This is a genomic window from Microthrixaceae bacterium (assembly GCA_016702505.1).
Classification (GTDB): domain Bacteria; phylum Actinomycetota; class Acidimicrobiia; order Acidimicrobiales; family Iamiaceae; genus Aquihabitans.
Genome location: JADJDU010000001.1, coordinates 459,696 through 474,369 on the forward strand (window position 1 = coordinate 459,696; position 14,674 = coordinate 474,369).

Consider the following 14,674-nt stretch of genomic DNA (forward strand, 5'->3'; position numbering starts at 1 on the left):
CTGATGACACCGGTCGCCGGACCGGTTGGGGTGGCCTCAGGCACCGTCGTTAGTGTCGGTGGCCATGTCTGAGACCGTGCAGCCGGTAACCCTGTCGCCCCGCCCCGGCCCGGTGGTCGCCCTTCCTCCGCTGGAAGCCGATGAGGCCCGCCGGGTCATCCGCTCCGCCGAGGTTGCGTTGTTGGATGAGCGTCGCCAGCTGAGCGCAGCGGAGTTGGAGGTGTTGGCGCGGGTACCGGATGCCTCGGTTCCGTCGCTGGCCGCTCTGGCCCATGAGGTTCGACTGGCCTGGTGTGGTCCCGAGGTCGAGGTCGAGGGGATCTTGTCGGTGAAGACCGGCGCCTGCCCCGAGGACTGCCACTTCTGCAGCCAGTCCGCATCCTTCGACACCCCGGTCAAGGCCACCCCGTTCCTCGACACGAACGAGGTTCTGGCCGCGGCCCGCGAGACCGCGGCGGTGGGGGCATCGGAGTTCTGCATCGTCTTGGCGGTGAAGGGCCCCGATGAGAAGCACATGTCTCGGATCTTGGAGTTGGTGCCGCTCATCCGCGAGGAGACCGGGCTCAACTTGGCTGTGTCGGCCGGCATCCTCACCGACGACCAGGCCCGACGGCTGGCCGAGGGTGGGGTTCACCGCTACAACCACAACCTGGAGACTGCCCGTTCCCACTTCGCCAAGGTGGTCACCACCCACTCCTGGGACGACCGTCAACAGACCTGTGAGCTGGTTCGAAACCACGGCATGGAGCTGTGCTGTGGAGTGCTGTTGGGCATGGGAGAGACCGCGGCCCAGCGCCTGGAGCTGCTCGAAGAACTGCGTGCCGTCGACCCCACCGAGGTACCGGTCAACTTCTTGAACCCCCGGCCCGGTACACCGATGGGTGATTACCCGATCGTTGGGGCCATGGAGGCCATTCGCTGGATAGCGCTGTTCCGCCTCGCCCTACCCGGTGTGATCCTGCGCTACGCCGGCGGTCGGGAGGTGACCCTGCGCGAGCTTCAGGCCCTTGGTCTGACGTCGGGCATCAACGCCTTGATCGTGGGCAACTACCTCACCACCTTGGGTCGCACCCCGGATGAAGATCTCCAGATGCTGGAAGATCTGCAGATGCCCGTGGGTGTGCTGGGCAAGGTCTTTTAAGCGTCGGTCCGGTGACCGGCTGAACGTCGTCCACTGTTCGGCCTGCGGGCGACCGACGACGGACTGTCCTGGTTGCGGCCGCGAGTTGGACCCGCCTCGGTTCTGCTCGATCTGCGGCACGAGGCTGGCCGTGGTGGTCACGCCCGGTGGTTTCGTCGGGCGGTGCAAGGTTCATGGCGAGGTGGCCCGGGGCTGACTCCGGTCGCCGCCGCGGCCGGTGGTCGTCTCACACCGTTCGGGTGCGGGCCGAGCGGAACCGGGCGAGCCGATCCACGGCCAGCGTGAGCCTTCGGGCATCAGCGGTGGTGGCCAGGGCTCGGCTGGCAGCCTCGAGACCAGAGCTGACCGGAGAGCCGGCAAGCCACGCGCCGAACGCCTCGGCTGTCGCCGGCTCCTGGAACAGGGCGCTCACGCTGTCGGGAAAGTCGGGGCGCAGGTCGCTCTGGACGATTACCACGGCAAGGTGAAGGGCCGGGGCCCGGGCTGGGTCCCGCCAGCATCGGCTCCACGCCCTGCAGGAACGGGGTCAGGTCGCTGACCACGGTGGCGGTCTGGCTCAGCCAGCCGTGCGCGCAGTGAGCGGGCCGAGGGGGCGAGGCGATCAGCCGGGTCCACTCGGCCAGCAGGAAGCGACAGATCGCATCGACCTGGGCCGGTGGCCACGTCGACCAGCCCGCGTTGGCCAGCTTCTCCAGCAGGACCTGTCGTCCGAAGGTGAGCTGGCGGTCGGCTGCCAGGTGGAGGGCCCGGGGCGCGACGCGGCGAAGGTCCTCGCCATCTCCCCAGGTGGTTCCGGCCTTGGCCAGAAAGCGGCTGATCGACGGTGCCGGCAGGGTCGTGACCGCTCCGGCGAGGGCGGCCACGTCCGAATCGGTGACGCAATGGCGACACCGTGCCATGTTGGGTCGGTGGGCCACATCGGCGAACGCGGCGTAGAGAGCCCTGGTGGCGTCGTCGAAGGATGCGCTCGGATCGGGAGAAGTTGGCATGGTGATGAACGGTGGGGTGAGGAGTCCGAAAGTTGCGGTAGGCCAGCGGCGGCCGGGTGGAAGGTTCTAGCTCAGCATCCACCTCTGGTTGGGATGGTCGACACCGTTCTGTCACCCGATGGCCATCTCGGCCCCCTACGATCCGTGTCGACCACGGCAACCAGGAGGTCAGATGGCCGGTGTCACCTTCAAGGGCGTCACCAAGCGCTACGGCGATGTGACAGCGGTCGAGACGCTCGATCTCGAGATCGTCGATGGTGAGTTCATGGTGCTCCTCGGTCCGTCCGGTTGCGGTAAGTCAACTGCCCTGCGGATGATCGCGGGTTTGGAGACCGTCACCGACGGTGAGCTGTTCATAGGGGAGCGGTTGGTCAACGATGTCGACCCGGCGGACCGGGACATCTCGATGGTGTTCCAGAGCTATGCCCTCTACCCCCACATGACGGTCAGGCGGAACATCGAGTCACCGCTGTTGGTGCGGTCCTATGCCGTAGATGGTCCGGATCATCCAACCCGCAAGCTGACGAAGGACGAGCGAGCTGAACGGGTGCATGAGGCTGCCCGGGTGCTCGACTTGGAGGCCTATTTAGACCGCAAGCCCTCGGCCCTGTCCGGTGGTCAACGTCAGAGGGTCGCCTTGGCCCGGGCCTTCGTCGGGCGACCCAAGGCCTTCTTGATGGACGAGCCGCTGTCCAACCTCGATGCCAAGCTTCGGGCCAATACTCGCATCGAGTTGGTGGAACTGCACGAGAGGGTGGGCACCACCATCGTGTACGTGACCCACGATCAGGTGGAGGCCATGACCATGGCCTCCCGGGTGGCAGTGATGTCAATGGGCAAGCTCCAACAGGTCGGCACCCCTCGGGAGGTGTACGACCGCCCTGTCAACACCTTCGTGGCCCAGTTCATCGGCACTCCTCCCATGAACTGCCTGAACGGTGTGATGGGTGCGGGCGGTACCGTCGACATCGTGGGTGGGTGGCTGGCTGGGCCCGAGACCTCCACCACCATGGAACGAGGCCGCAAGGTGGTGGTGGGCGTTCGACCCGAGCACCTGCTGATCACCGACGACGGGACCATTCGAGCCGAAGTCCGCGCCGTCGAATGGCTGGGCCACGAGTGCCTCTTGTTCATGGTGGCTGGAGAGCAGCAGTTCGTGATCCGCCAGCCGGGCATGACCAGCCATGTGGTCGGCGACGTGGTGAAGCTGGTCGCGGATCCGGCCCACGTCCACCTGTTCGATGTGACCACCACCGAGCGCATCCCGTGACATCGCTCCGACGGCGTTACTCCCTCAAAGAGGTTGGGATGGCCTTCGGCTTCCTGGCGCCGTCGTTGATCATCTCGGGGTGGTCTCAGCTATCGCTACGTCGGCTTGGAGCAGTACCGGGAGATCCTCACCGGTCCCGAGTTCAAGGACGGATTCACGCACTCGCTCCTGTTCGTCCTCTACACCGTGCCCGCGGGCCTGGTCCTGGGGACCTTGCTGGCGGTGGCCGCCCATCGTCAGCTCCGGGGCATCAAGGTGTTCCAGGCCATCTTCTCCAGCACCTTGGCCAGCTCGGTGGCGGTCAGCTCGGTGCTGTTCTTGTTCTTGTTCAACCCGGCGGTGGGCTTCTTCCAGGTCGGCTGGAAGGAGGACCCCGACATGGCTCTGTTCGCGGCGGCGTTGCCCAGCATCTGGCAGAACCTGGGGCTGGCATTCGTGATCGTGCTCGCTGGGTTGCAGGCCGTCCCCGAAGAGGTGATGGAGGCTGCCCGTCTCGACGGATACGGGCCGATGCGGCGTCTGTTGCGCATCACTTTGCCGCTCATCTCGCCGGTTCTGCTGTTCCTGGTGGTGGTGCTGGTGATCTTCGGGTTCCAGGCCTTCGCCCAGATCCAGATCATCACCAACGGAGGCCCGGCCGGAGCATCGGAGACCTTGGTGTTCAAGATCTCCCGCCAGAGCCAGAACTACGGGGCCGGTGCGGTGCTGTCCATCGGGTTGTTCGCCATCACGCTGATCGTCACGTTCCTCCAGTTCGTGTTGCTCGAGCGGAGGGTCCACTATGGCGACGAGTGATTCCCACGGGCTCGGGCACTCCGCAACCCGCCGCAGGCTGGGTGTGGCCGGGCAGTACCTGATGCTTGTCCTCCTGTCGGTGGTGGTTCTCGGACCACTGTTGCTCACCTTGATCCAGGCCATGTCGCCGCCGTTCGTGTACGTGGACGCCGGCAAGCCGCTCCACCCGGTAAATGTCGACTGGAAGGATCGAACGTGGTTCACCGGCGGACTCTTCTCGGTGGTGGCCCGAACGGTGGTGGTCTTGGTGGTGTTCACTTGGGCCAACCGGGCCCTGGTGGGATGGGACCGAGGTTGGAGGGCGGCGTCTCAGAGCTGGCAGAACGTTCTGGCCACGGCGGGGGCCACCGTGGTCCTCGCCATATCCGTCGGTCCGGCCTTCGGGTCGTTCCACGCTGCCGACGGGAACAGCCAATGGTGGACGCTGGCTGCCATGGCCCTGGTTTCGGCCACGTTGGTACCGGCCCTGGCCGTCAACGGTAGGAGCATGACGGTGGCCGTGATCGAGGCCGCCGCCGTCGGTTCGCTGATCACCGGGGCCGCCATCGTGTTCGCCGGTGGCGCAGTGTGGACCCAGGCGTGGTCCTCGGCCCGACTAGGTCCGGCCATGGGCCGCAGCCTGGTGATGACGGTGACGATAACCCTGGCCCAGGTGGTCACCGCCGTCATGGCTGCCTACGCCTTTGCCTTCTTGCGCTTCCCGTTCAAGCGCCTCCTGTTCGCGCTGTTCATGGCCACCTTGCTCCTCCCCTTGGAGGTGACGCTGATCGGCAACATCGCCCTGATCCGCCAGCTCGAGTGGATCAACACCATGCAGGCCCTGGTGCTGCCGTTCACGGCCTCGGCCTTCGGCACGTTCTTGATCCGTCAGGGCTTCCGGGGCATCCCACCCGAGATCAACGACGCCACACGGCTCGACGGGTATGGCCACGTGGCCTTCCTGACCCGCTTCGCCGTGCCTCTCACCCGCCCGGTGATCGCCTCGTTCACGGTGATCGCCGCCCTGGGTGCGTGGAACCAATACCTGTGGCCGGCGTCGGTTGTGTCCGACGACCGCTACAACACGCTCCAGTTCCAGCTCCGCACCATCATCGGTAACAACGTGGCCAACGCCAACGTGAGCATCGCCGCGGCGATGGTGGCGGCGGTGCCGGTCCTGGTTCTCCTGATCGCCTTCCAACGCCAGATAATCCGCGGTCTCACCGCCGGCGCGGTCAAGTGACCCGTCCCGAAAGGATCACAATGCCTGACCATCCCAGCACCGTTCGCCCGTCGACGCCCGAGGCGTCCCACGGCCTTGGAACGATCCTCGAGCCCGGTCGGCGTTCTCGCCACCGTGCCCGCCGCGGGGTGGTTTCGATCCTGGCTGCCGGTGGACTGGTGATGGCGGCCTGTGGCGGTCCGCCCACATCTGGAGACCAGGAGTCCGGTGGCAGAACCACCGTCCCCGGCGAAGCCGAGACCTTGCCCGAATGCCCGCTCGACGCCTTGGAGAAGGCCACGTCGCCGGTGAAGGTAGACCTTTGGTATGGCGGTCTGGGTGGTACCACCCAGCAAACCATGGAGAACATGGCCACCCGGTTCAACGCCAGCCAAGACAAGGTGGTGGTGACGGCCAACAACCAGGGCAACTCCTATGAGGAGGTGCTGCGCAAGTACCAGGCGGCATCTCCTCGACCCAACCAGCTCCCCCAGGTGCTGTACGTGGAGGACACCGCGTTGGGCGAGATGGTCGACAAGGGCCAGGTCTTGCCGGCCGAATCGTGCATGAAAGCCGACGGATACGACACCGACCAGCTCCTGCCCGCGGCTCGGGCCGAGTTCTCGGTGGACGGCGTGCTGTGGCCGGGGTACATGAACGTGTCGACGCCGATGATCTACTTCAACAAGGTCCACTTCCAAAAGGCTGGCCTCGATCCCAACGATCCGTCTGGCACCCTCGAAGAGGTGCGGGAGGCGGCCCGGAAACTCAAAGATGCCGGCGTCTCCCAGAAGCCGCTGTCGTTCAAGGTGAACCGTTGGTTCTTCGAGACCTGGCTGGTGGGTATCAACCAGGACATCGTGAACAACGACAACGGTCGGGATGCTGCTGCCACCGAGGCCTCGTTCAACACCCCCGAGGCCGTTGACCTGCTCGAGTTCCTCAAGACCATGAACACCGATGGCCTGCTCAACGCGTTTGCCGCCACCGAAGGCAGCATCGACCACTACCTGGCATTGGTCAGCGAGCAGAGCTCGATGGTGATCGAAACGTCGACGGCATCGACCACCATCCGAGATGCCCTAGGCGGAAAGATCACCGCGGCCGAGGCAGGCATCGACTTCGACCAGTCGGTGATCGACAAGGCGGCGCTGGTCCCTGGGGGTGGGTCCTACCCTGGTATCGAGGCACCGGGCAAGGTGTTCGCCAGCGGGGGAGCCTTCTACATCCTCAATGCCGGTACCCCGGCCCAACAGGCTGCGTCGTGGAAGTTTCTCCAGTTCATGCTCCAGCCCGAGAACGCGCGGGAGTGGCACGTCAACGGCGGTTACCTGCCGGTGGTGAAGTCTGTGCTCGACGAGGAAGAGGTCCAGACGTTCTGGGACACAGACGTGGCTGGTGTGCTGTTGCTCAACGCGGTGGATCAGCTCAAGGCGGCCGACCCCGATCAGGCCGGCCCGCTGATCGGCCCCTTCCCGGCTTACACCGAGGCGGTCCAAGGTGCGCTGGAGGGGGTGCTGTTCAGCGGCGCCGATCCGGCCCAGGCCTTGAAGGATGCCGAGGCCGCTGTGAACAAGACGCTCACCGACTACAACGGCGGCTGACCGCCACGCTGGGGGCCTCGGAAACTAGGCCCCCAGCGGACAGGCCACATCCGCTCGCCGCTCAGAGTGAGACCAGGGCGGACAGGAGCCGATCGGCGCCTTCCTCGCTCAGGTGGTCGAGCAGGTCGAACAGGACCTGGTCGGGGTCGGGAACGCGGCGCAGCATCCAGCGCGAGAACGAACCCTGATCGAACCAGGCCGCTAGGGGAACCTGCCGACCGCCGGGCGGGTTCAGGGTCGACCCCGGGATCTCGCTTCCCACCGCCTCCAACAGCGCCGACCACGATGACTCCTGGTCTAGGAGTTGGGTGAGACGGGCAAGAGATCGAGGAGCAGGGGTGGCCAACCCTTGGCCGGCTTGGCCCAACGGGTGCATCTGCGCCATCTCGGCCCACGAAAGGGCCCGGGATCGGCCCGTCGACGGGTCCCACGCCGCCGCCGACAGGTGGGCGAGCCACGTGCCTTCCACGCATGCGCTGACGGGCACCTCGGGGCGAGGGGTGGGCAGACCCAGGGTTCGCCGGAGGCAGTCGGCTCCCCAACCGGTGGGGGGCTCTGGCACCGTGACCACCTCTCCACCCTGGTGCTCGAGCACGGTGGCGGTGTGGCCCTCTACGTCGGTGATGACGGTGACCGTCACCGGACCGTCGAGTCTGGTCTGGTCCGTTCCGGGATCGATGGCGCGGGCGGTACCGGCCGACACGAGGCCAACGGCCCTGACCCCGGGGTCGGGTCGCCAGCCGACGAGCACCTCGGTGTTGGATCGACCCGACGGCGGAATGGGCCAGAGGGCCAGGTCGAGATGGTCGGCGTGGAACCTGACCACCACCACCAGGTCTCGGTGCATGGGTGCCGCGGCCTCGTGCACGAGGTGGGTCAGCTCTGGGGTGGGCAGCCCTGGAGACGGGTTAACGGGCCTGATGGGAATGAGTGGCTGGGCGCCTGGCGGCGGCGAACCCTTGGCGGGATCGGGGGTGGGGGTGGCGTGGCTCGACATGGGACCTCCGGAGGTGGTGGTTCTTCCGGCGGTCCGGCCCTGGGGCTGGGAGGGGACTGCGAGCCTCGATCAGATTGTGCCCCGCCACGGTGACAACGGGGAGCGGCTGATCAGGCCATTGCGGGTGCCGGCTGGCGCTCCAAGCGGGCTTGGCGTTCCAGACGGCTGGCGGCCACGGTCACCAGCTCGGCCTCGGTCGTGTCCAGGCGATCCACCAGCCTCTGCGCCGTCGACCACCGGCGTTCAGCCAGGACCCGGGCCAGGCGGGCGTCGCTGGCCGCATGGGCATGGAGTGCCTCGGTGGCGAGAAGTTGGCAACGGCCCCGAGCTTCACCTCGGTTGGCCGACGCGGTGAGGCCGAGGGCCCGGCCGATCACCCGCAGCGACGACCACGGCCCGGCCGGTGCCGACTCGCCGTAGAGGCGGAAGGTGTCGATGTGGCTGTGGTGGTGCCACGCGGCCCGATACGCCCCCCGATGCCCGGGCAGCAGTGCCCGCTGCATGGTGAGGCGCTGGTCGACGCACAACCGCAGGCCTAGGTCCACGCCAAGGAGCAGAGCCCGATCGGCCATGAACGGAAGGTCGAAGGTGGAGCCGTTCCAGGTGGCGAGGACGCCGGGGGCCAGGGTGGACAATCGGTCGTCGAGCGCGGTCAGGATGTAGGCCTCGGATCCGACGAAGATCTCGTCGAAGTTGCGACCCGACAGCGCGACTGTGATCACCGGCGCGATGGTCGGGTCGGCTCCGTCGTTTCGGGTGTCGGTCTCGATGTCGAGGCCGTAGATGGTTGGCTGCATCTGTGCTCCCGGCGATTCCCCTGTTGGGAAAATCGTAGAGAGCACGGGCGCGCCGGTGGTGGATACCCCGAGGGGTCACGTCACCACTCCGCGTCGTGCCCATTGGGGTCGTGGCGGATGGCCCAGTCGTCGTCACTGCGAGGTTGATCAGGCCGAGGCTCTGCCTTGGTTCCAACCATGCCGTGCCTGCGGACGGCTCACCTGCTCGCTCAACTCTCAGCGGCCGGCGAAGGCCTGGCCGCTCAGAGTCAGCGCTCTTCTTTGAAGATGACGTGCTGGCGGATCTTGGGGTCGTACTTCTTGAGTTCGATCCGCTCGCGGGTGTTGGTCTTGTTCTTCCGGGTCACATAGGTGTAGCCGGTGCCCGCGGTGGACTTCAGCTTGATGATCGGACGCTTGTCGCTCTTGGCCATCGGTTCGCTCTCCCGGACAGGTTGGACGCTCGAGCCGGGCCGGGACCGTGCTCCTGCGGACGAGCCATCGTAGGAGGGATGGCGCCTGAAGCCAAACTCCGGCCACGGCGGTTGGGTGGGGCCTGGGTGGAACCGGTCGGCTGTATTGGGCCACCATGCCCCGATGACCTCTTCCCGTTGCAACTCCGGGCACCGGCCCCGATGGCGGGACGGGGTGGTGCGGTTGGTGGTGGCGACCCTGGTCCTCGCCGTCGGGGTGCTCGGCGTCGGGGTCGGTGAGGCGTGGGCTCACGCCGAGCTGTCCGCTACAGAGCCGGTCGCGGGAGCGGTGGCAGACAACTCGCCCGACCAGGTGGTTCTCTCCTTCACCGAGGACGTGTCCGTCGAGGGCGAAGGAGTACGGGTCTTGGACGCCACCGCGGGGCGCCATGACCGCGGCGAGGCGAAGGCCCGCGGTCGAACCGTCACCGTCCCGCTGCGCGGGGTTCTACCCGACGGCGGATACGTGGTGGCGTGGAGGGTGGTGTCTGCTGATGGTCACCCGATCCACGGCGCTTTCCAGTTCTCGGTCGGGAAGCGCACGGTGGTCGATTCCGAGGTGGTCGACCGGGCGTTCGGGGCCGGTGGTGACCGGCGAGACGAGGTGATCGCCGCCGTGCTGCGGGCCATCTCCTACGGCGCGGTGCTGGTGGTGGCGGGGGCTGTCCTGGTGGGTACCCGTCTGGGTCGGGCCGACGAGCCGTCACCGGTGTCCCGCCGACTGGGTGTGTTGGCCGGCGTTGGGGTGTTGGCGTTGTTGTTCCAAGTGCCGGTGCGGGCATCGCTGGCCACCGGGCGAGGCTGGGGATCGGTGACCGAGGTCGGTCTCCTCGGTCGATCGTTGGCTGACGGCATGGGCTGGTCGCTGGGGCTGTCCATGGTGGGAATGGTCATGGTGGCCATCACCGCCGGTCTGCCCTTCAAGGGGGCGGTGCGCACAATCGCTGGCGCGGGGGCCGCCGTCGCCCCCCTCGGGTTCGCCCTCACCGGTCACACCAGGACCATGGTCCCGGCCTGGGCGGGGATGGTGGCCGATCTGGCCCACCTGGCCGCGGCCGCCATCTGGCTCGGGGGTTTGGTGGCTCTCATCGGGATCCTGCGTCGTCGACGAGCGGCCGGAGATGTGATCGGGTCCGGTGAGGCGGTGGCCGGGTTCTCCGGTCTGGCCGCCGTTGCGCTCGTGGGTGTGGCCATGAGCGGCGCGGCGATGGCCACAATCGTGGTGGGGGGTCTGGGTCCGCTCACGTCGACCACCTACGGCCGCCTGCTCATGGCCAAGGTGGCGTTGGTGGCGTTGGTGGCCGCGGCCGGGGGCTGGAATCGCCTTCGGCTGGTTCCGGTGTTGGCCCCTGATCCCGACGGCGACGACGCCCCGCCGATTGGTGATCCTCGGTGGCAGACGTTGGCTCGGATTCTGCGGGTCGAGGTGGGCGTCCTCTTGGTGGTGGTCGCGGTGACCGCGGCGCTGGTCAACGTCACCCCGGCCCGGACGGCCTCGGCGACCAGCAATGGATCGGACTCGCGGGGGTCGGCTCCGAGGGGGCCGGTCGAGGCTTCGGCTCCGCTCGGTGATGGATCGGTCGAAGTGGTGATCAGCCCTGGTCGGGCCGGCACCAACCAGGTGGACCTTCGTCTCCTGGCCGGTGACGGTCGACCCGATGATCGCTACCCGGAGGCCAGCGTCGACTTCTCGCTACCGGCCCTTGACGTGGGCCCGATCGAAGGCCAGGTCGAACGGGTGGGGCCGGGCCGGTTCCGGGTGGAGGATGCCGACCTGGCCATCGCCGGGTCGTGGGTCGTTACCGTCACCGTCCAGCCCGACCGGTTCTCCAAGCTGGAGGCCGAGGTGAAGGTTGAGGTAGCTGGCTGAACACAGCCGGCAGCTCGGTCACCGTTCCGAGACCCGACCTCTGGGCGGGCGGCCTGCGGCCGAGGTGACCCCGTCGAGGAAGGCAGTCAGTTCTCCGAGGTCGGTGGTGCTGAAGGAAAGGCCCTCGACGATGTCGGCCATGGTCTCCTGCACCACAGATGTGGCCGTGGTCAACAGCTCGATGGCCGAGTCGGTGATGCCGGCCAGTGCCTGTCGGGCGTCGCGCTCGCTGCGGGTGGTGGCCACGATGCCTCGGGTCTCGAGCGGGGTCAGCGCCCGGGTGACAGCGGACGGGGTGAGTCCGACCTCGCCAGCCAGAGCAACCCGGCTGGCCCGGCCCTGAGGGGAAAGGGAGATGGCCCGCAGCAGCCGGTACTCGGCCACGCTGATCCCGGCGATGGCGCTGAGCCTGCCGTTGAGGAGCTTCTCCACGGTCAGCCAGGCGTCGGCCAGGTGGATCATGAGGCTCTCGCCTTCGGTGGGTTGGTTCCTATCCATGTCCCGAATATAGCTGACCAATACGTGATAACTCACGGAATAATCAGTGATCGCTGCATTGCCTTCCAGGCCGGCGACCGAACTCCGGCGGAAGGCTCGGCCTTCCGCCGGATCGGCTTCGCCGGGAACCTCAGGTGAAGTCGTCTAGGAGGTTGGTGACGAGAGCCGCCACCGGCGAGCGCTCGGATCGGGTGAGGGTCACATGGGCGAACAGGGGATGGCCCCGCAGGGCGTCGATCACCGAAGCGATGCCGTCGTGGCGGCCCACCCGCAGGTTGTCGCGCTGGGCGACGTCGTGGGTGAGCACCACCCGGCTGCCTTCACCGAGTCGGCTCAGGGCCGTGAGCAGAACCGGTCGCTCGAGGTTCTGGGCCTCGTCGATTATCACGAAGGTGTCGTTGAGACTGCGACCTCGGATGTGGGTCAGTGGGAGAACCTCCAACAGGTCCCGGGCCATCACCTCCTCGACCACCTCGGGCCCGGCGATGGACTCCAACGCGTCGAACACAGCAGCGGCCCAAGGCCCCATCTTCTCCTCCCGGTCGCCGGGCAGGAACCCCAGATCCTGACCACCCACGGCGAACAGCGGACGGAACAGCAAGATCCGCTTGTGGGTGCCGCGCTCGAGCACGGCGTCGAGCCCAGCCGCCAACGCCAGCACGCTCTTGCCGGTACCGGCGTTGCCGCCCAGGCTCACGATCCCCACCGACGGATCCGAGAGGATGTCCAAGGCAATGCGCTGCTCGGCGCTGCGGCCGACCACGTCGAACAGGCTGAGGTCGCCACGCACCAGGTGGATGGCCTTGTCGGCTCGGACCCGACCCAGCGCCGACTGGCTACCGGCATGTAGGGCCACCCCGGCGTTGCACGGGAGGTCACGACCCTCGGGTAGGTCGACCAGACGATCCGCGTACAGGTCGTCGATGTCGTCGGGCTCGACGTCTAGCTCCACGAACCCGGTCCAGGAGGTGTCGGCGGCCTGCTCGTTGCGGTACTCCTCGGCTTGGAGCCCCACGATGCTGGCCTTGAGACGTAGCGGCAGGTCCTTGGTGACGAGGGTGACCACGAGGCCGTCCCGTCCCAGGTTCAGGGCCACGGCCAGGATCCGGTGGTCGTTGTTGTCGGCGGTCATCGACGGTGGCAGGCCATCGGTGGACTGGTGGTTCAACTCGACTCGCACCGTTCCGCCCTCGGCGTTCACCGGGATGGGGTCGGTGATGGAACCGTGGGCAAGGCGCAGACGCTCGAGGTGGCGCAGGGCGTTGCGCGCCGCCCACCCGAGCTCGGGATGGTCGCGCTTGGCTTCGAGCTCCATGAGTACGACCACGGGCAGCACCACCGCGTGCTCGTCGAATCGGGTCAGCGCGCCGGGATCGGCGAGCAGGACCGAGGTGTCGAGCACGTAGGTGTGCGGACGCGCGTCGGGAGAGGTCTGGGAATGGTTCACGGGTACCCCTGGTCGTTGGGCAGCCATCACGGTCCTGTCGTCTCGGCATGGACGATCGGGCAGACGGCTGGGCGGCTGGTCACCGATCGTCATCATTCCCGCGGCGACCGCCTCGTTGGTGGATGCCCTCTGACCTTGGATGGGAGACCATGGACGAGGCGTGGTGCTGGCACCAGACTGGCCGACATGGACCGTCTCTCGTCGCTGGATGCCGAGTTCTTGCACCTCGAAGACGACCAGACCCATCTCCACATCGCCGGGGCCACCGTCTTCGAGGGCCCAGCCCCCACCCTCGAGGAGGTGGGTGATCTGATCCTGGCCAAGATCCACCGGATACCTCGCTACCGCCAGCGGGTGAGGGCGGTGGCCTTCGAGCTGGGTCGGCCGGTGTGGGTCGACGATCCGCAGTTCGACATCGCCAACCACCTTCACCGAACCGCCCTGCCGGCCCCGGGAGACGATGCGGCATTGGACGAACTGATGTCGCAGCTCATGTCTCGACGCCTGGACCGGGACCTGCCGTTGTGGGACGCCTGGCTGGTCGAAGGCCTCGACCAGGGGCGGTGGGCGATGGTGTTCAAGGTCCACCACTGCATGGTCGACGGGGTGGCTGGGGTCGGGCTGTTGGAGGCGTTGTTGGACATCGTTCCCGACCCCGTCGTCCCCGAGCCCGAACCGTGGGTTCCAGAGCCCGAGCCCAGTGCTGGCGAGCTGGTTGCCGATGCCTGGATCGGCTTGGTGGCCGACACCGTGACGCGAGGAGCCAGGGTCGTGGCCGCCGCCACCAGACCGTCCGAAGCGGTGGAGCAGATGGCCAGGACCATGCAAGGAGCGGCCCGCTTCTTGTCACACCTTGGACCCCGAACGGCCCCCTCTTTGGAGGGTTCCATCGGCCCGGATCGGGTCTGGACCCATGTCACCATCGACCTGGCCGAGGTGAAGCGCATCGGTCGAGCCGCAGGTGGAACCGTCAACGACGTGGTCTTGGCCGCGGTCACGTCGGGGTGGAGGACCTACTTGACCCACCGGGGAGACCCGGTGGAGAGCGCGATCCGAACGTTGGTTCCGGTGTCGGTCCGTCATGACGACGGCGTGGGTGTACCCGACAATCGGGTGTCTGCCCTGTTGGTTGAGCTGCCCACCCACCTGGGCGACCCGACAGCTCGACTCGACGCGGTCAAGGCCGAGATGGCTGACCGCAAGGCCTCCCACATGAGCGAGGCCGGCGAATGGATAACCAACGTGGCCGATCTGGTACCCCCCATGTTGGCCGGGTCGGCCAGCCGGCTGGCCATGCGCATGCTCCACGCCGTGCCGCAACGGTCGGTGAACACCGTGGTGACCAACGTGCCCGGACCCCAGTTCCCGCTCTACTGCCTGGGCCGGGAGCTGGTGGAACCTAGGCCGTACGTGCCCATCGCCCACGGGGCGGCGGTGGCCACCGCCATCCTCTCCTACAACGGCAAGTTGGTGGTGGGCATCACCGGCGACCGGGAACGGGCACCCGACATCTCGGTGTTGGCCGAGGGCGTAGCCGCCGGAGTTCACGAGTTGAGCGACTGTTACTGAGCTTGGAGCCTTTGAAAGGCAGACCGCGTCGGGCTGCTGTCCGC

General features: G+C 67.2%; 13 protein-coding genes. 7 read left to right on the forward strand and 6 right to left on the reverse strand.

Annotated elements, in window-relative coordinates; all coding sequences use genetic code 11:
- Positions 1-64: 64 nt before the first annotated feature.
- Positions 65-1,141, forward strand: a complete 1,077-nt coding sequence (gene bioB / locus IPG97_02100; GenBank protein ID MBK6855371.1) for a biotin synthase BioB — start codon at positions 65-67, stop codon at positions 1,139-1,141.
- A gap of 296 nt (positions 1,142-1,437) precedes the next feature.
- Here bioB and IPG97_02105 read toward each other — a convergent pair whose 3' ends face one another.
- Positions 1,438-2,130 carry a hypothetical protein gene (locus tag IPG97_02105; protein MBK6855372.1) on the reverse strand — a complete coding sequence of 231 codons (693 nt, stop codon included), beginning with the start codon at positions 2,128-2,130 and terminating at the stop codon, positions 1,438-1,440.
- 172 nt (positions 2,131-2,302) lie between these two features.
- Between IPG97_02105 and ugpC the strand changes: the two genes are divergently transcribed.
- From ugpC to IPG97_02125, 4 genes are all read left to right on the forward strand, one after another.
- On the forward strand, positions 2,303-3,400 hold the full coding sequence (gene ugpC / locus IPG97_02110; GenBank protein MBK6855373.1) for a sn-glycerol-3-phosphate ABC transporter ATP-binding protein UgpC: 1,098 nt from the start codon (positions 2,303-2,305) through the stop codon (positions 3,398-3,400).
- Between the two features lie 105 nt (positions 3,401-3,505).
- The gene (locus IPG97_02115) at positions 3,506-4,195 is read left to right on the forward strand and encodes a sugar ABC transporter permease (protein MBK6855374.1); all 690 of its coding nucleotides are present in this window, start codon (positions 3,506-3,508) and stop codon (positions 4,193-4,195) included.
- Positions 4,182-5,417, forward strand: coding sequence for a carbohydrate ABC transporter permease (locus IPG97_02120; GenBank protein ID MBK6855375.1), 1,236 nt, complete (start codon positions 4,182-4,184; stop codon positions 5,415-5,417). The genes IPG97_02115 and IPG97_02120 overlap by 14 nt, the downstream gene beginning before the upstream one ends.
- A 20-nt stretch (positions 5,418-5,437) precedes the next feature.
- Complete coding sequence (locus tag IPG97_02125) at positions 5,438-7,000, forward strand: ABC transporter substrate-binding protein (GenBank protein ID MBK6855376.1); 1,563 nt, start codon at positions 5,438-5,440, stop codon at positions 6,998-7,000.
- Positions 7,001-7,061: 61 nt separating this feature from the next.
- Here the strand turns inward: IPG97_02125 and IPG97_02130 are convergent, their stop codons facing one another.
- The 3 genes from IPG97_02130 to rpmG form a co-directional block, all read right to left on the reverse strand.
- The gene (locus IPG97_02130) at positions 7,062-7,997 is read right to left on the reverse strand and encodes a hypothetical protein (protein ID MBK6855377.1); all 936 of its coding nucleotides are present in this window, start codon (positions 7,995-7,997) and stop codon (positions 7,062-7,064) included.
- Between the two features lie 110 nt (positions 7,998-8,107).
- Entirely contained in the window at positions 8,108-8,794 is a 687-nt protein-coding gene (locus IPG97_02135; protein MBK6855378.1) for a hypothetical protein, read from the reverse strand.
- Between the two features lie 248 nt (positions 8,795-9,042).
- Positions 9,043-9,207, reverse strand: coding sequence for a 50S ribosomal protein L33 (gene rpmG, locus IPG97_02140; protein ID MBK6855379.1), 165 nt, complete (start codon positions 9,205-9,207; stop codon positions 9,043-9,045).
- A gap of 163 nt (positions 9,208-9,370) precedes the next feature.
- Between rpmG and IPG97_02145 the strand changes: the two genes are divergently transcribed.
- Complete coding sequence (locus IPG97_02145) at positions 9,371-11,116, forward strand: copper resistance protein CopC/CopD (GenBank protein MBK6855380.1); 1,746 nt, start codon at positions 9,371-9,373, stop codon at positions 11,114-11,116.
- Positions 11,117-11,134: 18 nt separating this feature from the next.
- Here IPG97_02145 and IPG97_02150 read toward each other — a convergent pair whose 3' ends face one another.
- Positions 11,135-11,614, reverse strand: coding sequence for a MarR family transcriptional regulator (locus IPG97_02150; protein ID MBK6855381.1), 480 nt, complete (start codon positions 11,612-11,614; stop codon positions 11,135-11,137).
- Positions 11,615-11,744: 130 nt separating this feature from the next.
- Positions 11,745-13,157: a PhoH family protein gene (locus tag IPG97_02155; GenBank protein MBK6855382.1), complete on the reverse strand. Its 1,413-nt coding sequence runs from the start codon at positions 13,155-13,157 to the stop codon at positions 11,745-11,747.
- Between the two features lie 90 nt (positions 13,158-13,247).
- Here IPG97_02155 and IPG97_02160 point away from each other — a divergent pair, with 90 nt between their 5' ends.
- Complete coding sequence (locus IPG97_02160; GenBank protein ID MBK6855383.1) at positions 13,248-14,630, forward strand: wax ester/triacylglycerol synthase family O-acyltransferase; 1,383 nt, start codon at positions 13,248-13,250, stop codon at positions 14,628-14,630.
- Positions 14,631-14,674 lie beyond the last annotated feature (44 nt).